This window comes from Poriferisphaera corsica (assembly GCF_007747445.1).
In the GTDB taxonomy this organism is placed as follows: domain Bacteria; phylum Planctomycetota; class Phycisphaerae; order Phycisphaerales; family Phycisphaeraceae; genus Poriferisphaera; species Poriferisphaera corsica.
In genome coordinates this window covers 465,484-488,550 of the sequence record NZ_CP036425.1, presented here as the reverse complement: position 1 = coordinate 488,550, position 23,067 = coordinate 465,484, and the positions used below count along the sequence as shown (strand labels likewise).

The 23,067-nt window shown below is 52.1% G+C and carries 18 protein-coding genes; 3 read left to right on the top strand and 15 right to left on the bottom strand.

Going from position 1 to position 23,067, the window contains the following annotated elements:
* Position 1: 1 nt before the first annotated feature.
* From KS4_RS01935 to KS4_RS01910, 6 genes are all read right to left on the bottom strand, one after another.
* The gene (locus KS4_RS01935) at positions 2-979 is read right to left on the bottom strand and encodes a 6-bladed beta-propeller (RefSeq protein WP_145073834.1); all 978 of its coding nucleotides are present in this window, start codon (positions 977-979) and stop codon (positions 2-4) included.
* Between the two features lie 142 nt (positions 980-1,121).
* The gene (locus KS4_RS01930) at positions 1,122-2,156 is read right to left on the bottom strand and encodes an ATP-binding cassette domain-containing protein (protein ID WP_200761467.1); all 1,035 of its coding nucleotides are present in this window, start codon (positions 2,154-2,156) and stop codon (positions 1,122-1,124) included.
* Positions 2,153-3,727: an ABC transporter permease family protein gene (locus tag KS4_RS01925; protein ID WP_145073829.1), complete on the bottom strand. Its 1,575-nt coding sequence runs from the start codon at positions 3,725-3,727 to the stop codon at positions 2,153-2,155. Before KS4_RS01925 ends, KS4_RS01930 begins: the two co-directional genes overlap by 4 nt.
* Positions 3,728-3,780: 53 nt before the next feature.
* On the bottom strand, positions 3,781-4,914 hold the full coding sequence (locus KS4_RS01920; protein ID WP_145073826.1) for an extracellular solute-binding protein: 1,134 nt from the start codon (positions 4,912-4,914) through the stop codon (positions 3,781-3,783).
* Positions 4,915-5,041: 127 nt separating this feature from the next.
* Positions 5,042-6,970, bottom strand: a complete 1,929-nt coding sequence (locus KS4_RS17415) for a hypothetical protein (RefSeq protein WP_200761466.1) — start codon at positions 6,968-6,970, stop codon at positions 5,042-5,044.
* 507 nt (positions 6,971-7,477) lie between these two features.
* Positions 7,478-10,429, bottom strand: coding sequence for a glycoside hydrolase family 38 N-terminal domain-containing protein (locus KS4_RS01910; RefSeq protein ID WP_145073823.1), 2,952 nt, complete (start codon positions 10,427-10,429; stop codon positions 7,478-7,480).
* Positions 10,430-10,949: 520 nt separating this feature from the next.
* Here KS4_RS01910 and KS4_RS01905 point away from each other — a divergent pair.
* The 3 genes from KS4_RS01905 (at position 10,950) to KS4_RS01895 (ending at position 13,959) form a co-directional block, all read left to right on the top strand.
* Positions 10,950-11,366, top strand: a complete 417-nt coding sequence (locus KS4_RS01905) for a nuclear transport factor 2 family protein (RefSeq protein WP_145073820.1) — start codon at positions 10,950-10,952, stop codon at positions 11,364-11,366.
* A 572-nt stretch (positions 11,367-11,938) separates the two neighbouring features.
* The gene (locus KS4_RS01900; protein WP_145073817.1) at positions 11,939-12,877 is read left to right on the top strand and encodes a TrmH family RNA methyltransferase; all 939 of its coding nucleotides are present in this window, start codon (positions 11,939-11,941) and stop codon (positions 12,875-12,877) included.
* A gap of 266 nt (positions 12,878-13,143) precedes the next feature.
* Entirely contained in the window at positions 13,144-13,959 is an 816-nt protein-coding gene (locus KS4_RS01895) for a class I SAM-dependent methyltransferase (RefSeq protein WP_145073814.1), read from the top strand.
* A 31-nt stretch (positions 13,960-13,990) separates the two neighbouring features.
* Here KS4_RS01895 and KS4_RS01890 read toward each other — a convergent pair whose 3' ends face one another.
* The 9 genes from KS4_RS01890 to lexA all read right to left on the bottom strand — a co-directional run bounded on the left by KS4_RS01890 (position 13,991) and on the right by lexA (position 22,676).
* Positions 13,991-15,055 carry a hypothetical protein gene (locus KS4_RS01890; protein ID WP_145073811.1) on the bottom strand — a complete coding sequence of 355 codons (1,065 nt, stop codon included), beginning with the start codon at positions 15,053-15,055 and terminating at the stop codon, positions 13,991-13,993.
* A 157-nt stretch (positions 15,056-15,212) separates the two neighbouring features.
* Complete coding sequence (locus KS4_RS01885) at positions 15,213-15,767, bottom strand: hypothetical protein (RefSeq protein ID WP_145073808.1); 555 nt, start codon at positions 15,765-15,767, stop codon at positions 15,213-15,215.
* A gap of 110 nt (positions 15,768-15,877) precedes the next feature.
* Positions 15,878-17,341 (bottom strand): glycosyltransferase, encoded by a 1,464-nt coding sequence (locus KS4_RS01880; protein WP_145073805.1) that lies wholly within the window; start codon positions 17,339-17,341, stop codon positions 15,878-15,880.
* Positions 17,342-18,022: 681 nt separating this feature from the next.
* Positions 18,023-18,493, bottom strand: a complete 471-nt coding sequence (locus KS4_RS01875; protein WP_145073802.1) for a hypothetical protein — start codon at positions 18,491-18,493, stop codon at positions 18,023-18,025.
* Between the two features lie 246 nt (positions 18,494-18,739).
* Entirely contained in the window at positions 18,740-19,603 is an 864-nt protein-coding gene (locus tag KS4_RS01870; RefSeq protein WP_145073799.1) for an LpxI family protein, read from the bottom strand.
* A 78-nt stretch (positions 19,604-19,681) separates the two neighbouring features.
* Positions 19,682-20,164 (bottom strand): hypothetical protein, encoded by a 483-nt coding sequence (locus KS4_RS01865; RefSeq protein ID WP_145073796.1) that lies wholly within the window; start codon positions 20,162-20,164, stop codon positions 19,682-19,684.
* A 195-nt stretch (positions 20,165-20,359) separates the two neighbouring features.
* Positions 20,360-20,842 carry a GyrI-like domain-containing protein gene (locus KS4_RS01860; RefSeq protein WP_145073793.1) on the bottom strand — a complete coding sequence of 161 codons (483 nt, stop codon included), beginning with the start codon at positions 20,840-20,842 and terminating at the stop codon, positions 20,360-20,362.
* A 70-nt stretch (positions 20,843-20,912) separates the two neighbouring features.
* Positions 20,913-21,407, bottom strand: coding sequence for a GyrI-like domain-containing protein (locus KS4_RS01855; protein ID WP_145073791.1), 495 nt, complete (start codon positions 21,405-21,407; stop codon positions 20,913-20,915).
* Positions 21,408-22,028: 621 nt separating this feature from the next.
* The gene (gene lexA / locus KS4_RS01845) at positions 22,029-22,676 is read right to left on the bottom strand and encodes a transcriptional repressor LexA (protein ID WP_390620471.1); all 648 of its coding nucleotides are present in this window, start codon (positions 22,674-22,676) and stop codon (positions 22,029-22,031) included.
* Between the last annotated feature and the right edge of the window lie 391 nt (positions 22,677-23,067).

Here is a 23,067-nt window from a genome sequence, read left to right as displayed (position 1 = left end):
GCTATTCAAGGACCACCTCCACAATACGTCGATTCTCTGTGTCCGCCACCCTCAACTTCCCACGCGAATCCACACCAATCCCCCACGGCGTCCGAAACTCTCCCAACTTACTTCCCGGCTCCCCATAATAACCCTTCACTTCACCATCAAATCCAACTTTAACAAACCGCCCACCGCCCCACTCAAGCACATAAACACCATCATCACCCTCCGCGATGTCGTACGGGTAGTTAAAAATCAATTCACCCCATGGCCCCCGCCTTAATCCATCATCACTCCCCGCGATCACATCTATCTCACCATTAGATGAAATATCATCAATCTTTTTCTCCTGCCCCAACATCCTTCTAAATCCACCATCTTTCCCAAAAATATGGACCCGACCATTCACCGCATCTGCCACCCAAACCTCATCGCCCCTCAAAAACATCCCCGCACATCGCTGAAACTCACCCGGCCCAGTCCCCATCTTCCCAAAACTCATCACATACGATCCGTCCTCTTCAAATACCTGAACACGATCATTCCCACCATACTCCGCAACATACACGCGCCCATCTTCTTTATCCTGCACAATATCCACCGGGAAAATATACTTCCCAGCTTCACCACTCTCACTCTTCTCACCTCGCATCTCAACCACATCACCATGTTCATTAAACACAACTAACCGGTAATAATGTGTATCCGCAACCACAATTCGCCCATCCCGCAGCCAACACGCCCCCTCTGGATTTCCATCCTCATTCGTCGGCATGTCCCACCGCTTCAAAAACGTACCATCCTTCGAATAGACTAATACTCTTCCACCATTATCCAACACCAACACCTGATCGTCAGGCCCAATCGTAATACTCCTCGGCGCAGGCACACCTGACCCCTCAGCCGGCACCACCCACCGCCTGACTTCAGCAATATCCAGTTCAAGAATATCCTCTCGCCCATCCCCCGACTCTTGCTTCTCTACACATCCAACCATGATCAGTACACCCAAAACGGCGCAACACAACCATACAACAGCTGACCACCCTCGAATAGATTCACTCGTACTTTTTATCTGTCTTTTGCGCATTTCAAAAATTCATTATTCAAAATTTAAAACATATATCTCGCAAACAACATCATTTTCTATCATCGCAATAATCTAATGCTCGATTAGTTCTTCTTGAACGTCTCATCACATTCACCTCAACCCGGTCCCCTTGCTTCATAACATCCCCCACATGCAATAACCTTTTCATAGCCCCATGATCTAACCGCACCACAGTCTCCACGATCACACCCAATCGCTCACTCCCGACGACAACCCCAAACCCAGAATCTTCAGCAACCTCGACCATCAGCTGCTCCGGCCTCACCCCCCCAATAACCCCCTCATGTTCCCCGACTTCAAACCAATTCAACTCACCCAAAAACGCGCCCAATCTCTCACTCGCAGGCCGCTCATACAACGCCTCCAACGCACCCTCAAAAACAACCTCCCCTTCATCCATACAGACGATGCTGTCCGCTTCCCGTATCACCAATTCCGGAAAATGCGTCGAAAAAACCACATTTCCACCCGTCACCACTCGCCACCGCCGTATCACTTCCCAGTACCGCCGCGCATCCCCTCGCCCTACCGAAACCATCGGCTCATCCATCACCACCGTCCCCCCCACTCCATCCACACCACTACACATCACCAGCGCACGCACAACACTCAATCGCGCCCGCTCTCCACCCGACAATCGGCCAACCACACGCTTCTCCAAACCTTCCAATCCAAATACAACCAACCAACGCCTCACCACCTCATCCCACCCAATCTTTTCGACTCGAACCACATCCTCAGCACCACCCGGACAAAACACCTCGCCACTCTGACATAGCACCGCCTTAACATGCCCTTCCACCGTCATTCCGCGCCACAACCCACCATCCTGTGGCACCCAACCAATACACTTCTCACTACAAAAAACCTTTCCCCTATCCAACTTATCAAACCCAACCATCACATTTAAAAGCGAACTCTTCCCCGCACCTGAACACCCCACCACCGCCGTCACCCCCTCTTTAATCTCACAACTCACCCCCTTCAATCGCGCACCTTCTCCCTTCCCTTTCCACCCATCCTCAAACCGCCACAATGTCTTCACTTCAGCCCGCATACTCATCCTCTCATCCCCGCCCATTGAAACCAAAATCGACCACCACACTTCACAGCAACCCCCACCACAACGTTTCCAATCAAAACCACACCACCGCACGCCAGTAAACTCAACAAAACCATCCCACTCAATACTTGGCTCTGTCCGTAATGCATCAGATTGTACATCCGCACTCCCGCCGGCGTACCCCCCGCCGGATACAACACCGCACTCGCACTCAACTCAAAAAATCCCTGAAAAAACACATACGCGCCAACCCAATACCAAACCCGACCATACTTCCGCCACCAAATCCCAAACCCTCGCCACCTTATATACCGATCCACTCCACCTCCCCACATCATCTTTGCAACATATATCGATTGCCTCTCACGCTTCGCCCGCGCAAGCAACCCAAGCACCCAACCCATTGGTAATAGCACTACCATCAACCCCATCCCAATTAATAACCATTCACCAACAACGACATCACTAAAAAAGTCATTCCCAGTCAGCCCTTCAAACCATTGCCGAAAGCTCACCAACACCATTCCCACAATCAACCCACCACATAATCCCATGGCCGCCACCCCACCAATCACCACATCCGCACCGCCCCTGCTCATCCATTTCACGCGTCTCATCACCCACCACATTGCGATCAATATCACACCAACCCCCATCGTCCCAATTAATGCATACACCCCGCTATACCACAAATCATCTTCAAACATCCCTGCATCGATCACACCCCTTACACCTGCAACACCCTCGCTCATCAAATACCACATCGGCAACCCCACCACCATTAAAAACGCAAACAAACACCATCCCGCCCCAGCCAAGAGTTTCCAGCTTACACACCGATCCTCATCACGTAATCCCCATCGATCATTCACACCGATCCGCCCTTCACGCCGCAAATACCACACCGCACAACCACCCACAACCAGCACCTGCAACCCCATCGGCCACACCACATTCAACATCGCCCGTCCCACATCCAATCCCCCCACCTGCGCGTCAAACAACCACACCGACCATGTCGGCCGCCCCATCAAACTCGCAATTTCAAACTCGCCAAACACCAGCAAAAACACACCACAAAACGCAATCAACGCGCTCCCAATCCACCCCTGACACCCCATCCAAAACCCTTTCACTCCTCCCACACGCTTCGCCCACCATACCCCCTCGCCATCATGACCACCGCTTGGCCCATACCGCATCACAAACCCGCTCACCACGCCATACCTCCCCAACAACAACACCCCATACAACAACTCCGCCAACCACGCCTGTTTTACAAACCACTTACCCATAGGCAACCCCAACACGTTTCCCAACTCACTCGCCACACCACTATCACCCCACGCATACCCCACCACCAAGCTTGGCAGCCCCATCGGCCCAGCAACAACGACCAACCCAATCCCCATCACACACCACTGAACAAACCCAATTTTTTTCCCACCCTTTTGACGAGCAGACAATACCCATCCCAACATATACGCAACACCAACACCCACTAAAACACCCAGCAGGCCAATCACAACCGCTCTCCCCGCACTCAACATCATCACCTGCCAAAAACTCACGCCTTCAATATCTCCGATTCATCAATTTGATCATAAATCTATAAAACTCATTATTAATCTTCACCCAAATACTTCCCCTTCAACCATCTCAATGCCGCATTCCTTTCCTCCAACAACCCTGCAATCGGGTAAGCATCCTTCGCCCATTCCTTCAACTGCTTCACCTCATCGCTCAGCTTCGATTCATCCACATCCCCCAAAGGAATCTGCCTCGCTTTTGAATTCGCCAACATCAACTCCACTTCTTCACTCAACAAATAATCAATCAACAACTTCGCATTCGCATCGTTCTTCGCACCTTTAATCAAGCCCACCGTATTCGGAATACAAATCGTCCAACGCGTCGCTCCAACCGCAGGCTGCGGCGAATCAAATCTGTCCTTCCCATTAACCATCTTCGCATACGTATCCTGATAATCCGTCTCGTTACTAACCACCCAAGCCGGACTCATCCCCACCGGCTTCCCATTATCCTTCCCCACATAAAAATCATCCGTATCCGTGTAACCCCAGTCGCACACACCATTCGCCACCAGATTCTTCACCGTCGAGTTCCCACCTTTCTCAACAATCCCCCGTTCCCGCCAATCTTCATGCCACAACCTCACACCTGCCTCCCCCATCAAGTCCCACATCACCGCATAATGGCTCAACGTCGTCCCATACAGCGGCTTCGCAATCGCCCCGCGCTCTGGCCAATCCCCAATCGACAAATCCCACATCGTCTTATCGTGTATCCCCTCTGGAAACCGATCCGTATTATAAATCACAACCCGCAACCGCCCCGCAAACCCCGTATACAACCCGTCCTTATCCTTCAGCCCCTCCGGCATCCGTTCCCAACCCTCACCTTGATAACCTTCTAATACACCGTTAGATGCAAGATCTGCCGTCCCCAACAACTGATTATTCCAAAACACATCGGCCTTTGGGCGATCCTTTTCCGCAATCAACAACTCCGTCAAACCCAACGACTTCGTCGCCTCCGTGTCATACTTCACCTTCACCTTAATCCCTGTCTCTGCCTCAAACTTCCGCAGCACCGCATCCGCATACACAGAATCATGCGCGCAATACACCACCACCTCTTTCCCGCCCTTCCCCTTGACGCTCCCCCCATCACAACCGCTCACAGCCCCGCACACGACACCCATCACCAAGCCCAGCATCACTATTAACAATTTCATCAATCAACTTCCTTCGCATTAAAACCCTCAGAACGATACCCAACACTAACAAACAGTTAGACGAAAACACACCTCACACCATAATCCAATCTCTCCCCCCCACTCCCCCCTCGCCTGCATACACCGATTACTCTTCCCCCTCATCCTTCATATCTTCAAAATACCCCTTGATCGCCTCCTCATACCCCGGCGGAATCTCCTGCCGCTTAATCGCTTCACTCACATCCTGCATCACCTCGCCCGCCTTCGGCCGGTACGCCTTGATCACCTCACCCACCGGTGCATCCTCATCCGTCTTCTCACTATGCAAAATCCGACCCTTCACAAACTGCGACACATCCATCTCCTTCTTCCACCCTGTCTTCATCGCATTATTCTCCGGCGCCAAACCTCCGCGCCCACGCCCCGGCCCACCCATCCCCCCATTCCCCGCCTTCAACGGCCCGCGACACACCGAACACCCCGTCCCACTACAACTCTTACAGTTCGAAAACTTCAGCTGTTGATGATACCACTGCTGATACGCCTGTAGCGCCAACACACTCCCACCACCCTCACCCCCATTTTTCTGATCAGGCCGAATCGTTCGACTACTCCCCATCTGCCCCGCACCTTGACCACTCCCCTGCCCATTCTGTCCCTGACCCGCACCGGCCTGTTGGCCTTGCCCTTGTCCTTGCCCACTCTGCTTCCCGCCTTGCTGCCCCTGTTTTTGGCCCTGCCCTTGCTTCTGACCCTGCCCCCCTTGCTTGCTACCCTGTTGTCCTTGCTGCTGCCCCTGGCCACCCTTCGCCCCCTGTTTCATCTGCTGCGCATTCAAACCGCCCTGCTGCTGATTGAGCTGCTGCGCCGCCTGCGCCGTCTTCATCGCCATCTTCATCGCCGCCATATCATTCATCCGCTGCTGCAAGAGCTGCATTTCTCGCTGGCTCAATTGCAACTGCTTCTGCGCCGCCTTCATCGCCTGCTGATTCATCCCCGCCTTGTTCGACTGATTCACATGATTCAGCGCATTCTGCAGCGCCTTCGCCACTGGTGCCGTATTGTTCCCGCTCCGCTTCATGACCAAGCTCATCTGCTTGATCTTCTTCTTCAATGCTTCCTTCTTCTCAGCCTGCTCAATCGGATCGCTCGTCTGCTGAATATCTTTCGCCATCTGCGCCATCTTCCCAAGCTCCGCCTCCAAATCCCCCGCATCACCTGCATCCAGCTTCTTCAACATCGCCGCCATCTCTTTATTCATCTGCCCGCCCATCCGCGACCCACCACTCCGCAGCGACTTCAAATTCGCCTTCTTAATTTCCTGCCACGCCTCACTTAGCTCCGCCTGGTGCTTCGCCAACTTCTGCCGGTTCCCCGCCCGATCCTTTGGCTTCATCCCCTCCAAATCAAAACGAAGCGCGTCCAACTTCGCCAACGTCTCATCACTCAGCTCCTGATCCAACTTCTTCTCCCCCAAAGCCTTCTCACGCTTCTCCGCCTTCTTCACCTCCACCGCGATTTCTTTCTTCACCGCCTCAGCTTTCTCAGCCACCGCCTGCTCGCCCGACAGATCCAGCTCCGGCAAAAAAGCCACCATCCCCAAAATCAAACACCCCATCGCTCCCGCGCGCCCCATCTTCGACCACGGGTCCCATTTCACCACCTCACCAACCCGCACCTCCCCCGCACTCATCTCCGCATCCCTCACCACCAAACCACTAAACTCAAAAACCTTCCGCTCATCCTCTCCCATCTCACTTGCCGTCAAAAACAAATCCTTCGTCCCCATATGCGCATCAATCGCCCGCGCACTCCGTCGCTCATCCACACGCCGGTGTAAAACACCACCCAAAATCACCGCCAGCAACCCACCGCCCACAGCCAACCCCCCGCCCATCCACCAATTCACATACCCACTCCCCCACCCCGTGATCTTGCTCACCCCGATCAACACCATAATCGCACCAAACACCCACAGCCACACCCGATAGCTCATCCGCCCCACCGCGATCATCCGCAGCCGCTGCTGAACACCCCGCACAACCTCCGAAACCTTGCCACCATTCTGTTCCATCGCTCAGCTCGCTTATCTTTAACAGGCTATCTACAAGATTCTCGATCCACGCCCACCCACCTCATTTCCACCCCCTCATTCTCCCCTCGCCCACCTCTAATAAATAGACGTATCGCCTGCCCCTTTGTTTCACCTCATTATCATCATTTCCACCACCATGTCCCCTCTTTTCTCGCAGATTGCCCCCTCCCCCCCCCTGTTCCCCCTGCCCCAATTCCACACCCACACTTCCCCTGTACCACCACCTCCCTCCTTCACCGATCACCAGACCCCCCGCTCATATCACATTCGTTATTCAACAAACTTTCCGCAATACCACCAAGCCCACGACCGCCGGTCGTGGGGTGTCTAACAACTCATCAATTCAATAGCCTGCAAAAATCACCCCCTCCATTTCCCTTCAAACGTGCAAAGCACATGCTTCCCAAACCTTCCGGCAGCCACTTTCTTAGGCGTAACTACCGAAAGGGATTTTTTAGTGGGGAACCAGGGGGGATCAGGGGGGGATCAGAGGGGAAGGATGAGCCTCACTGTCACAATCCCCTTCGCCCCCAACATCACCACAACCTGATCCTTATCCTCCACCTTAATCGCACCCTCAACCTCATTCCCCTCCATATCCACCAGCACCGCATCGTTGAAATCAATCCAATCTCGGTTCAACTTCAACCTCGCACACGACTTCTCATCCTGCGGATTAAACATGCGAATTTCCAAACCATCACGCCCCTGAACCTGACGCTTCTCGACCGCACTCACCACCGCGCCCTCAGCTTCCAGCCAATCACTACGCCACGGCAAATCCGCCCGCCGCCCCGCATCACGTCCACGATAAAACGCAACATCCTCCAGCCCCAGATGTGCTGATCGCACACAACCAATCCCCTTCTCACCACCCGCCAACAACTGCTGACTCAGATAGCACATCGCTTCACGGTTGATCTCACCCTCACCCACAAACTCAACCCAGTACTTAAACCGCAGCTTGCCGAGCAACTGTCCTCGCGGCTCGCCATCAGTCATCACCGTTTGCTCCGTTCCCCTAAAAAGCGTCAACGCCACCACGCGCTCCTCATTATCCTGCACCGCACACTCCATCAACCCCTCACTCAGCACAACCAACCCCCGCTTACCATTCGCAACCCCAGCCCAGCCAACCATCGGCTTCGTCTCAAGCTCAGGCTCGCGATACAAATGATTATCCGCACGTAACGCAATCTTACGCTCAATCACATCGTACTGACTATCCGCAAGATAGGTCTCCGCACCCTTCGCGCCGCTCGGTAAAAGCACCCTGACCCGATGATCCTTCGCCTCGTTTTTCACAACCGTCTCAACCTCAATCCGCTTTTTCCCCGGACGAATCGTCACATAACTATCCATCACCTGTTCAACCATCTCCTCACTGCGGCATTCCATATCGCCCTTGATATAACACTTCGGAACTCGCATCACCGTCCGCATCCGCAGCGTTCCAACATGTGGCCCGTCCGCCACAACACTCACCTGATTCCCCCCACTCCCCACACTACTATATATTTCATCATTCACGCTCGGCCCGTGATACCAACCATCACCACGATCCGCACCATCCTCAAACGTCAGCAACCGGTCGTAAACCTCACCACTCTCCAAATCCTTCACCCGAAGCGAACCTCCCCCATTCGCACTAACCTCTATCAATCCATTAGACATACTCCGATCGCTCGTCATCATCCCAGCCCGCCAGTTATGATCCGCACTACCTAACCCCATCCCCATCCGTTCATGCCCTTCTTTAGTTCCCTTCTTCACCGTATACGCCGCATACCCATACCCCCCAATCTTCACCGGCATCGAAACCTTCAAACGGTGCACATTTTCCGAACTCGCCAGCTTCACGCTCTTGATCTTCAACCGGCTCTGGTTCAGCTTCATCCCCAATTTTTGCACCGGCACCTCAAGACCTTCCCCATCAATCACATGGAAAATCGGCTCCCTCAAGATAGCCGCGTGACACTGATAAAATTCACTGTCCACTGGGATATCCAACTCCAGCTCCACCGTCTCATCCAACGCCCTTGGCAAACCATTGAACACACCAAACCTTAACTCTCCATCATCAACCTCACCCGCAACAAAACTCGTCACCGCCCGCATCGTCTCCATGCTCAGCCGCTCCCCAATCTGCTCGCACTGACTAAACCTGAACTTCATATCCTCATGCACACGATCAACACTGCAACCGCAAATCGAATCATGCGGATGATTCTTTAACAACCACTCCCACGCAACATCCAAAAACCCCTTCGGATATTCGCGGCCAATCGCCGCCTCACCAAACACACCTAAAGGCTCCGCCCACTGGGTCAACAGCGCCTGACATTGCGCATTCCACTGCTTGATCCAAACCCGACTACTCAGCGTCCCCGGAATATGCCATTGCGTATCCTCACCTATCGCATGCAGCCCCGGCTCACGCTGCTCACCCACAACTTCCCGATCAATAAATTCACCATTCTCACCCACCGCATTCACCAAATCCGCCACATATGCATCCAGCGAACTATGCACCAACTCAACCGCCTCATTCCCCCCGCTCTGTCCCTCATCTCCAACACGATCACCCTCACCTAACGGCACACGCACCACACGACCAAACCATTCATCTCGTAGTATTTCGTAAAATTGTTCATCCCATCCCTGATGATCTCCGCCATCAAAAACCAACAACGGCGATCCCTCACGTCCTGCCTTCGCAACGTTCGCGCCCACCGCCATATTGCAGCCCGCAGGGGCGCAGTCAACCGCCGGCTCACCGATCCGATTCGTATGCAACACCTCATCAACGATGAACTTACGGATATCCTCGCGAGCCTGATCCGCATCAAAAGCCACATCATGTCGATGCGCTTGACGTACATGCATCGCGTACCCGCAATACCCATCAAACCCAAAGCGATAGCACGGCCACTTCGTCCCATCCGCGCCAACCCAGTTCAATAACCGCACATCAATATCATTGTTCCCGCGCCAAAGCATGCCGGCTTTGATACCAAAACCGTTTTTAAATATCTGTGGGATCTGGCTGTTATGTCCGAACAGATCGCAGACAAAACCGGCGCTGCCCGGCACACCGCCGAACGCGCGTGCTAGCGCTCGACCTTTTCGGATATTGCGAACGAGTGATTCGCCGCTGACGAGGAACTCGTCTGGTAGAACGTACCACGGGCCGATGATGAGTTTGCCTTCTCTTGCGAATTGTTGGATTTGTGCGCGTTTTTCGGGCCGAACTTCGAGATAATCCTCGAGCATGATGGCTTGTCCGTCGGTTTGGAAGGGACCAACCATGCGGCCGGACTCGATACCGTCAAGCACTTGGTCGAGCATTTCGACAAGGCGAAAACGGTAGTCTTGGAATGGCTGATACCACTCACGATCCCAGTGTGTACTAATGACATAGTGCGCACGTCGTGTCATTGAAAACCTCGATTATCGTATAGCTGCGGCTCGATCAACGGACATTTCGTTTGGTGACTATTGTATACAAACAACTGTCATTGAATGAGTAAGAAGATTATTTGCCTACTTACCTGTCCGCCAGACCGCCAGTTCTGTATCTTGTCGTGACATTCACGGCGAGGATACGGAATATTCAAATGTATCCTTATAGAAACATTTATACCATCCGAATTGCTTGTAGACGAAAATAAAATTGGCTCCCGCGTAAAGATTCGGGTTCAATGAACTTAAGTTATTTATGGGCATTAAGTTAAGTAGATTATTTTTTTTCAGCTTCAAGCCCAACTCCTGCAGAAAGCTTGCCTAGTATTTGTATTGATTTGATGTATCCGTCTGTGTTAGCATCGATTTACCACGCGATATGAGCAGCCGGGCTGCTACCTCTGGTGTTAAATCATTGATTTATAAGTTTTTACGGTTCATGAACCCATTGGTAATTCCAATTGCGGTGCATGCTTGCAGATCGGATTTCATTGAAATGGCAACAAAGATGACACTGACAGAAGATCTTATAAAACAGATGTTTAAGCATATCGAGAATGCAGATTTTGACGCGTTCTTTGAGAACGTCCATGACGATGTGGAATGGACGATTATGGGTTCGCACGCATTTGCGGGGACTTACAAGGGAAAGAAGGTTTTTCGCAGTGGCGCGTACGTACCTGTAAATAAAGATGTTAAAGATGGTGCGATGCTGCATGTCGAACGTGTTTATCTGGATGAGAATGTTGCAGTGGTTGAGATGGTATCGTTGCCGACGGATTTTAAGCACAAGACCATGAGCAATACTTATTGCTGGGTGATGGAGTTTGATGACGATCTAAAAGTTTTCAAAGTGAGAGCTTATGTTGATCCTGCATTGATGCATAAGATGATGGTTGAGTCTTGTTCGTAGATGCTTTCGAGCGGGTTGCAGGACGAACATTGGTGGATTGAATATATTCGCGGCAGTCTGAAAACGATCAGCTGCCGCGTTTTTTTGTGCGCAAGCATCATGCCAGAGCATGCTGAAGATTTTGTGTGATGACTCAGAAAGCGCTTGGTTTTGCATTATAAATAGGCAATGCTGTTGGATTTCACGGCGGTTTTGTGCGCCCAAACGCGCGTATTGATTTTGCTGTTTTGCGCACAAACACGCTGTGGAAAAGCGGCAAGCATCTAGGGGTATTGGGGTTAATGTATTTTTCTCAAAATTGAGAAAATACCTCAAAACGGCAAAGAATGCTTCAAAATAGTGATTAAAGACGAAGTTTTGGCTCAAAACTGATGAACTTTGTGTGCTAACGATCGATTTGCGCGCACGTTTGGGAAGATGTGGAAGGGTTGTGTAAACTCGGTTTCCCGTGCACCTGAAAGATTCGCTCACGCTTGCCTACGGGGGGATGTGTGAAGTATCGTTCCCTCAGAAACCAGCTATCAACGAAACTTTGGGAAGCACGATCAAATAAGAAGCGGGTGAGCCAACCTATGAGTCACGAAATGAAGATGATCGAGATCACAAGCAGAACAAATCCTCGGGTTAAGGAATTGGTGAGGTTACGTAATGGGCGGAAGCGTCGTGCGGCGGGCGTGGTGTTAGCTGAGGGGGTGAGAGAGGTCAGCCGCGCTGTGATGGCGGGGTTGGTGATGCGCGAGATATATGTGTGCGAAACGATGGTGGGTAAGGATGATGCGGTGAAAGCTGGCGTTGATGAGATTCTATCACGCGTGATGGGTAGGGAGGATGGGGTGAAGCTGTTTGGGGTGAATCGAGAAGTGATGGAAAAGGTAAGTTATGTGGATGGGCCGGAGGGCCTGCTGGCGATATTCGAAGCACCTAACTGGGGATTAGATAAATTGGTTAGTGGTGCGGTTGATGGTGAAGTGCCAACGGAGGGGGGCGTGTATTTGGTTTGTGTCCAGATGGAGAAGCCGGGGAATGTTGGGGCGATGGTGCGGACTGCTGCGGCAGCGGGTGTTGATGCAGTGATTGCGGCGAATACAGCAGGGTATCCGGTGGATGTGTTACATCCGAATGCGATTCGGACGAGTACGGCGGCGGTGTTTGATTTGCCAACGGTTAGCGCGGATGAGGAAGAGGTGATTGCGTGGTTGGTTGAGAATCGTGTTCGGATTTTGGCGGCAACGCCGGCGGGAGCGGTGGACTATCGCGAAGCAGATTATGGGAAGGGGTTGGAGGCTGATCGCGGGAATCGAGGAGCCGAGGGAATTGGGGGGGGTGGGGGGATTGCGATCGTGATCGGGCCAGAGGATCGAGGCTTATCTAATATGTGGTTAGAAGCTGCGGATAAGTATGGAGGACAAAGGGTGGTGATCCCGAATAAGTCGGGCATTGTGGATTCGTTGAATGCGTCAAACGCGGCAGCGGTCTTGATGTATGAAGCGATGCGGCAGCGAGGGGAGTGAGTACTAGTTGTTCATGCGAGTGCGATAGAAAACGCAAGTGAGGCGAAGAGAAGTGTACGGCTAAATAAAGACCGGCAAGCTGTTAGCCTGCGGTGACTTGAGTTGCAAGCAACTGATGCTGATTTGTAAAACACCCCATGACCGGCGGTCATGGGCTTGATAAGACACGATGAATCATCTTCTCTATTAAGGGTGTCCGATAAGGGCGGGCGTGGTTTTGGCGTGAATGATGTGTCGATGAATGAGGTGAAAGGTCAGAAGCTTTTATGGGATCATTGCGCGCTGCTTATTATCGGTTGACGGATCGGCTTTACTGGAAAGCGGTGCGGTTACTGTATCCGGAGTTGCTGAACAGTCAGTACGGGTATGCGGATGAACTGAAGCGGATATTGGGTGAAGGAAAGGTTAAGCGGTGGATTGATTTGGGGTGCGGACATGCGTTTTTCTCGCCATTTGTTGCGGAGAAAAATGAGTATCGGTTGGATTTGGAGGACGTGCATGTTGTGGGGATTGATCTGGATGCGGATTCGATTGGGCGGCATGAGGGATTGAATGAGAAGGTGGTGTGCGATATTACGGAGAGATTGCCGATGGGAGATGGGGGCGTGGATCTGGTGACGCTGAATATGGTGGTGGAGCATGTGAAGGATCCGGTGGGTTTGATGCGTGAGGTGGAGCGTGTGCTGAGTGAGGATGGGGAGGTGTTGATTCATACGCCGAACAAGTGGGGGTATACAACGTTGGGTGCGCGGTTGTTGCCGGAAGTGATGATTGCGTGGGCGGCGGGTGTGCTGCTGGGAAGAAAAGGTGAGGACGTGTACGAGACTCACTATCTCATGAATAGAGAGAAGGATTTAAGAAAAGTGGCTGAGGCGGCGGGACTGGAACTTGCAAAGGTGGAGATGGTCAACTCGTCGGGGCATTTGGCGGTGTTGCCACCGCTGATGCTGGTGGAGCTGCTATGGCTTCGGTTGATTGGGAAGGTTGAGGGATTGAGGGGGATGCGGCCTTGCATGATTGCGAGGCTGAAAAAGGGGCAGGCTTGTACGGTTAAAGGTAAGAGCGAGCGGGTTGCGGCGTAAGAGGCATTGGAGCTTGCGATCTAACTAAAAGTTAGTTGAGGTTAGAGGCGGTGAAGGCGTCGAGTTCGTGGGGTTGCCAATCGTGGGCGGGTTTATCGAGATGATCTTCGTAGTCTTGCCAGAGGTCGAACCAGTAGGCGAGGAATTGGTAGGGAGCGTAGGGGGTGTAATGCTTACGTATTTTCTTGTCTAATCGATTGATTGATTTGTGGGTGGTAGGGCGTTTGAGGTTGTGGTGTTTACAGAAGTGGCGGTGGGTTTCGGAGTCGATGGGGATGCGGTCGTAATGGGCGAGGAGTTGACAGAGATTTGAGGCGGCGTAAGGGCCTATACCGTGGATGGCGAGAAGTTTGGGATAGAGCTGATCGGTGGTGAGGGTGGGTGAGTCGAGTTCGCTGAGATTGAGCGAGCCGTTGACGATGCAACGGGCGAGTTTGATGATGCGCTTGGCGCGGTAGCCGACTTTGCAAAGATGTTTGAGTTCAGATTCTGTAACGGCGGCGAGCTGTTTGGGAGAAGGGAAGTCACCGCGGCCGATTTTTTGGACAAGCAGATTGTTCATACGGATGGTGTTGGGCCAAGTGACATTACAGGTGGTGATCGTTTTGATGATATCTTCAAAGAGTGAGGGCGAACGCAGGAGGCGGCCAAAATGTTTGCGGGCTGCGAGGGGGTGCAGGCTGTGGAAGCGTGTGAAGTCTTCATTGAGGCGGAGCATTCGCCGAAGCGCCTGTTTGATGTGAATGATTTCGAGGGGCGTTGCGGGCTGAGAGGTTTTGACGCAGAGGCGAGGGGTGGTGGTTTGTGATTTTTGTGTGAGTTGAATGACGAGGGTGCGGTTGTGCGCGAAGCGGAATGGGCGGGTGAAGGTTTGGGTGATGGGGTTCCAATGGTTGGGCGCGAGAATGTAGAAGCCATAGGAGCAGATGGCGCGGGGGAGGGAAAAAGAGGCGGGAACGGGGATGTGGAAGAAGGCTCGCTGAGAGAAGGTTGCGAGTTGATTGGCTTCGGTTTGTGTGATGTAGCGAGGAATCTGGGAAGACGAATACAGTGGATGATTAGACAGGGTAGCAGCAGGGGAAAGCATCTGATTCATAGGTCACCACATTGCGTTAAAGGTCAAAATAAAATGCTTAAGAATGTGCTTGTGTATACTTTGAATAATATGGTGAAAAAAGAGTCGATCAAAGAAAAATGAGGGGAAATGGTGATTGTTTTTTTTGAAGCGATGAGGTTTAAATTGAAATGGGTCTTCAGCGGCGTACAGGAGCGATATTGGGGGTGATGTAGTGATACATGGAATGAGGGTTTGACCAGGTGTCGCGTTTTTTATTTTCGTGAAAGAAAAAACGGTGGGGACGGACGGTGAGGGTGTCGTTGTCAGGATCGTAGGCGATTTGCAAACGAGCAAGGGAGGTGGGGGCTGTGTATGGGCGAAGGCGGAGGCCATCGGAAGTGAAACGGGAGCGACAGGCGTGACACTCAAAGCGATAAGAATCGCGATCAAAGGTGATGGGATTGTTGTCTTTGGGGCAACGTGCAGCGAGGGCAACGAGCATGTTGTGTGAATTGGTAACGAGGTAGACCTGACGGGAATCGAGGTAGTCGGTGTAGATGGTTGGATCTTTGTATTGTGATGGGGAGCCGATGTTGAAGCGGGCGGTGGGGATTTGAATGGCGGTTTTGACGTTGGATGAGCCGGGACCGAGTTGGCGGCCGGGGACGACGGCAAAGAGGATGTAGGCGAGGAGGACGATGAGGAGAAGAGCGATTGTGATGATGATAGGTTTAGGTGCGGGTGAATCCATGAGGGCTATGGTAATGTGCGTAAGCTGGGGGGTCTATATTGTGTCATACAAAAGAACAACCCGCATGCGAAGGTATGCGGGTTGGGTGAGTTTTAGTTTTATGACACGTCTTAACTATGAAGGGCTGTGGGCGTGAGTTGGGTATAAAGTTCCGTGGTTTTGATGGCGGCACCGTCCCAGGTGAGTTTGCGGAGTTCGAGGTCGGCGTGCTTGCGGAGTTCGGCGGCGAGGGGTGGGCGGGTGAGGACGTTGACGATGCGATCGGCGATGGCGTGGGTGTCCCAGAAGTCGACTTTGAGTGCGTGGCGAACGACTTCGGCGACGCCTGAAGTTTTGGATACGATGACGGGAACGTCTTGCCGAATGGCTTCGAGAGCGGCGATGCCGAAGGGCTCGGAGACGGAGGGCATGACGTAGACGTCGGCCATTTGGAAGACGCGCTGGACGTCGTTGCCGCGTAGGAAGCCTGTGAAGAGGACTTTGTTGCCGATGCCGTGCTTGGCTGCGAGTTCGATGACTTCACGGGTTTTGTCGCCTGAACCTGCCATGATGAATTTGATGTTGTCGATCTTCTCGAGAACTTTTTTAGCGGCTTCGACGAAGTATTCAGGGCCTTTTTGGTGGGTGATGCGGCCGAGGAAGAGGGCGATTTTATCGTTGCGGTCGATGGTGCGTGGGCGTGCGGCTTGGATAGGGGTGATGACACCGTTGTCGATGCCGTTGTAGACGACGTGGACTTTTTCGGGGGGGATGTCGTAGCGATTACAGACGATGGATTTGGTGAGGTGCGAGACCGCGATGATGGCGGTGGCGGCGTGGAGGCCCTGCTTTTCGATGGCGTAGATAGCTTGATTGATGTTGTCGCCAGCACGGTCGAATTCGGTGGAGTGGATGTGGACGACGAGAGGGAGAGAGAGGGCTTGCGAGGCGGCGATGCCTGCGGGGAAGGTGAGCCAATCGTGCGCGTGTACGACGTCAAAATCGTGGTTGTTGCGGCAGAGGTCGAGCGTGAGTGCGGCATAGCGTTTGGCGGCGGCATAGAGGTCGCCGTCGTATTCAACTTCGGAGCCGGGCTCATGCGCGACGGGGTGTGAAGTAGGTGTGGCTTGATCGGAAGAGAAGCCAGGCCGCGGGGAGGTACGGATGGCGGGGCCAGCTTTATGCGAGGTATGGCGTTGATCGTATTGCTTGGCCATCTCGGTGGGCGGCGCGAAGAAAGATGAGGAGGCGGCGGGCTTGGATTGTTGATAGGGGGCGGGCACCTTGGCGGGGATGGCTTGGAAGGTGACGTGGGAGAAATCTTCGGTGGAAGGCTCGTCGTAGGCGAGTTGTTCGTAAGTGAAGGTAGCGGCGACTTCTTCGGCGGAGCGTTTGCCGGGGGGATTGCCTGTGGGGGTGGTTTGGGGGGCAAGGAGGTTGACGTGTGAAGTCAGTTCGGAGTCGATGGCTTTGGGGAGTACGAATGTGATATCGACGCCACACTTGCCGAGGGCTTTGGTGAGGCCATGGCATGCGGTGCCGAGGCCACCGGAGATAAAGGGAGGAAACTCCCAACCTAGCATGAGAACTCGCATTGCGAATGCTCCATAAGAGTCGTGAATGCGCTGTTGTTTAGAGCGGTTTGCGTCAGATCAAATGATAGGTGATCTGGATTTGTGGCAGTCTGCTCAAAGCGTCAATCAAGCGTTGATTGTAGCGCGGGGTTGATTCAGGTCAGTTGCGGATGTCAGAATGTTTGGCGTAAATATGTTTGATTGCAATAGGTCAGTTGTTGACCGGGTGAGTAGCAAACGAGTTCACGCTTGAAAGCTAACGTAAAAGTAAGCAACTTGACCGTACAGCTATCAAACATGGATAGCACGCGGTCGAGCGAGGCGTCATACTTGTAAGTTGAACGGCGAGCTTTCACTTCACGGGCGGGGCAATGAGAATGTGCGTGAAAAGCGGGGGCTGAGTCAAGCCGACCAACAAAGAAGTCGTGTCAATGATGACGTTAATCGCTCTGAGACAGCAGTCTGAAACGAAACGGGACAGGCGAAGTGACGTCAGGTTAGAGGCTGACTGTCTGATGTCGCAGCGTACACGTAACACTAAGCGTAACATCGCGGTGAAAATTATCAATTAGGGTGCATATCTTTTGTGACACACGGATGAAAAAGTGATGAGAAATCAATGAGGCAGAGCCTGATACATATTGATCGCTCAATCAAGGTTGTCGTCACGCAGGTAGAACGGCATCTGCTGGTATTGAGAATTTAATCTTCGTCTTCGCCGGCCATGTCGCCGAGCTCAACAAATGCGAGTTGATAGGCGAGGAGGAGGTCCGCGGCTTGCTTGATGAGGACGGCACTCGTGAGGTCGGATTCGGCCTCAAAGGAGATGGGTGTACGGAAGATATAGCGTAGATGATCGTCGCGATAATGCTGGAAGGTGTATTTTGTATGAGAGGCATTGAGTTCGACGAGTTCATCTTCGAGCAGCTCTTCGAGCTTGTCGCCGGTATGCATGAGGTCGGCTTCGACCGATTCACTGAGCCAACGGTCGGGGGTGTGGAGCGCGATATAGATGTTGTTAGCATCGAGCGTGACTTCATAGATTGCGGGAACATCGTTGGGCGCAGCACATGTGAGAGCGGTTTCTGTTGGGATGACCGATGCGAATTCGCTATTCGGGGCGATGGCGGCAGCGAGCGCTTCGAAGAATGGTTTGTTTGCGGTGGTGGTCATGATGCTCATTTCTATGGTGTCTCTCAAACAGTCGAGACTCAGTCCAATTAGACTGAGTCTAAATTGCAGAATAAGGATAGCAAAAGCACTAGACGAGAGCCAATTGGAAGTAAAAGGAGTTGTGGGCAATAAGGTGCTGAGTTGCAGAACACCCCATCACCAGCGGTGACGGGCTTGTGAATGCTACGGCAAATCGGCCTCACTTCCGGGAGCGGTTTGCGTAGAGATAACGGGCATGTGGTGTGGTTATATTCCGACGACGGTGATGTTCGCTTTATTGGCGGCTTCAATGACGCGGGGCTTGTCGGCGAGAATGACTTGGTTGGTGGCCACGACGAGACAGGAACCGCCTGCAGATTCGAGGGTTTTGATGGTTTGGAGGCCGATGGTTGGGACATCGAAGCGCATGTCTTTGCCGGGGTTGGGTCCTTTGAGGAGGATGAAGTTGCCGGAGCGGCAGAGCTTGCCTGCGCGTTTGATCATGGCATCTGTGCCTTCCATCGCTTCGACGGCGATGACTTCGCGGTCTTTGACGGCAATGGCTTGGCCGATTTCGAGATTATTCATGTTCATGAGGATGGGCCAAGCGAATTTGATGTCGGCTTCCTGAGCGGGCGTAAGCCCTCGCTTGGTCATGATGCCTTCGGAAGCGAGATGGTCTGTGATGTACTGGGTTGAATCGATGAGTTTGACTCCACAGGTTTGCATTTCGTTTGCGACGGCGGAAAGGAGGGTTTGCGACCGACGATCGTGCCTCAGGACACGATACCAGATTTTAGCAGCACGAAAATCAGGGAGTTGCCGAAAAATGCCGAGGGGGTCATACATGCGTGATTTGCGAACGCGGCCGATCATGACGGCTTCGTCGGCACCGAATTGACGAAGTTTTTTACACCACTGACCGATGCGGATCAGGCCTACGGGTGCGAAATGATCGCAGAGATCGGGCAGATCGGGCTCGTATTGGCCTGCGAGGCCGATACAGGCGACTTGGCGGCCTGCGGCGTGGATACCTTGGACTTCGAGGATGGGCATACGCCCCTGCCCGGCGATGAGGCCGATGGGGGGTAATTGGGAGGCCAAATTGGAGGCGGTATGAGCCTGAGACATGCGGACATGATAAGGGAAAGGGGGGATGGTGCGTCAAGTAGGGGTTAGTGGGTACTTGGCAAAAACAGAGACGTGCGGCTATTCGAATAATTCGAGAATGATGTATGCAATGAACATGGTGATCGGACAGAGAAGCCAAGAAATGATGGCGACGGGCCATCGAAAACGGCTGGTCCTGCGGATCAGAGTCGCTTTAAATCGGCACCATACAAAAGTGAAGGAAGAATTAAGAAGAGAAAGCAGAACGAGGCCGCTAAAAAAGTACAACATCTTTCGAGGATAGTAACCGTTTGCAGTGAAGGCGATGAGTGCCATTGCGGCAAAGAGAATCGGGAAGCCGGCGGATATTGAGAGAGCGATGAGGCCGGTGATGAAGGCGGCGAGCTTTGGGGTCTGAAGGGCGACCTGCAATTTGAGTGGTTCGCCACACTCAGGGCAGGAGTCATTGGTGAGGTTGTGCAGGTTGTAGCTGCAAGAAGGACAATGCTCCTCTCTAACTGATAGATAGTGTTTCAGAAGATCGAGGTCGGAAGAAGCGTGTGCTGAATCTTGGGCCGTCATGGAAATCTCTGTTGTTATGTTGATTCGTGTGCGAGGTTGAGCATGAATAAGTGGGAGTTCTGGGTTGGTCTGCCGCAAACAATGGCAAACACTACTCAGGATGCATGAAAAGATATTGTGGTGGGTGTCAATGAGGATGTAAAGAAAAAGCCGCGTTAAAACGCGGCGAAGGAATTAATGCTAATTTTATGCGATTTAATCCATAATAAGTGCTTGTATCTCAGTGCGGTTGTCGGGGGATTCATGACTGATCCAGTGCGTATAGATTTCACGACCATTGCCACATTCGCAGTTCAGGCCAGCTTCTTTGGTGGACTGAAAAAGTTTTTCCCAAGATTGGCCGATTGTGGTCATACTACCTGGGTGTTCTGTTGAGGCGACTTTGGCTGGTGGATAGTGTTTGATTTGATAGTCACTGGAGCTAAGCTCGAGGCCGTCCTTGGGAACTATGGGGATGGCAATAGTGAGTTGTATGTGGTCTGGTTTTTCGGATGGCTCATAACTAAAAACAACAGGGCCTGCGGTACAGGTATCGAGTTTATTAAGAGCGTGCTCCCAGATTTGCGGAATGACTTCGCCTGCGACTTCGGGAATCTGAGCGAAAGTAATATCACGTGTGTGACAAAGGGCGGTATAGTTTGGCGTGTCCTTGATGATGAAAGATGTTTGTTGGGCCATTGGTACGAACCTACTTAATCAAATATGTGTGTGATTGTTTTTTTGGCTAAACGATTGAGCCAACGGTGGATCAGGAAGCGATCGCGACCTGAATTTCAGTGATATTGTTTGGGGAACTATAGTCGACCCAGTTGTGGTAAACCTCACGAAAATGTGCTTTGTTGAGGTGAAGGTTTTCTTTGTCGGCGTGATCGGAAATCGCTTTATAAGTTGAGCAAATATCTTCCATCGAGCCGAGATGCTGGAGTGTCGCACAGGAACAGGCGGGAATCTGACAGATATGTATTTCGGGTGAGAGGCCATCGATTGGGCCGTCTGTGGGGCCGGGTTGAATGGGGAGTGCCATCGTGAGATAAGTGGAGGAAGTTTCGTCGTTGAGGTAGCCATCGTAGATGAATTCGCATGGACCGATGACCGTCGCGTGGATGGCTTCGGCTACTTGAAAGAGATGAGGCACACAGGCTTCAGCCGTTGTTGAAATCTGATCGATGGTCACCTTGCGTGTGATGGCGATGGCGGTCATGTTGGGGATCTGCTTGGTAGTGATCGCGTTTGTATTAGACATGGCATTCCCTTTCCTTTGATGAATCGCATGGGGTGTAATGAGTCGATTGCTTAGCCATTGTTAATTGCAATTCAATAATATTGTCATGTGCATGGTGGCGAGTGAAGTGGTGATAGACTTCACGACGACAGGTTGTATCTGTTTTATGACTACTGCTCCGAGCAAACGCAATAAGTAACTTCCATGAGGTCGGAATCGTTGCGACAGGGCCGATGTGGTGGTGGGTTAGAAAAGTTGCGGCAGCAAGCTGATATTGGTTGATTTGGGTCTCAAGCTTTAGCTGAGAAGGTATGGAGTCAATCGGAAGACATACATTGGTATGGATAGCTTTATTTGGCGAGCAACTATATTGGATTGTGAGCGGGGCTATTACGGTTAGCTTGCGTTTCTGGGCAAATGTATAGAGTTCATGTATAGGCAAATTTAAGCTTCGGATTTGATGCGGCTGGACGGCATAGCTTATAGCAATTGCGAGGCGATGAGATTCTTGCTTGATGTTGAATGTCGCAGACATGGTTGGTTATGTAATTTAAGCAAACTAGTCTTGTTATTTTGGACACACTACAGCACACGATGCAATCATTCATCGTTTGATGGAATCACCGTAAGGCGCTTCGAAAATCAGTATGTACGAATGACGCCGATGACCGTGCCTTGGATCTGAATACGGTTTGGATCGACGATAATGGGTTCGAAATTATCGTTTGCAGGCTGAAGTCGGATTTGACCTGATTTTTCGTGGAATAGTGTTTTCAGCGTTGCTTCATCGTTATCAACGATGGCAACGACAGTTTCCCCGTTACGAGCCGTATTACGTCGCTGACAAACAACGTAGTCACCGTCCTGGATGTGTTCATCGATCATTGATTCACCACGTACGCGGAGGACGAAGGTATTGTCGCCATGAACATGACCTGAAGTGAAGAGTTCCTCAAGATCGAGGTGTTCACGCTGCTCGACCGCTTCGATTGGGATACCTGCGGCAATCGTGCCAACCAAGGGAAGTCGCGTTTTCTTGGATTCATCAGGCAACTGCAGATTTGGGGAAAGCCTCAAAGAGCGAGCCTTGTTGGCATCGCGTTGCAGCGCGCCTTTTTTGATGAGTGCTTCGACGTGTTCGAATACTGTGACCTTGGAGACCCCCAGATCGTTGGCGAGTTGCTGCATTGTTGGGGAATAACCCTTGGTCACGCGATAATCCCGAATTTTGGTGAGGATTTGAAGCTGTCTTGGCGTGAGATTCATTGAGACTCTCCTCGATAGCGGCAGAGATTTGCTGCGCGCGGCTGGTTATTGGTTGCTGAACAATTCGGTGAATGGGTTCAGCAGTATTTGTTCTGATGGCTATTGAATCAACGGTGTCCACTTGCAGACTCATAATCTGTTCGTGAAGTGAGGTAAGTTGCTTGTGCTGAGCATTGAGCCAAGCGATGAGTATTGAGATCATGCCGAGTTCTGATTCAAGCTGGCCGTTGTTTTTTTGATTGTAAGCGCCAATGTGTGGCTGCGGGGTGGTGCGTTCGTATGAATCGGGTTGCCGAGCTAGACTCGTACATGTGGGTTGAGTTGATGCCAGTTTATTGGCCAGAGTGCGTGTTTGAGCAGCGGTTCGCTTTTTCCTACGCGGCCATTTGGCCCAAGAGGCAAACGATCCGGCAGT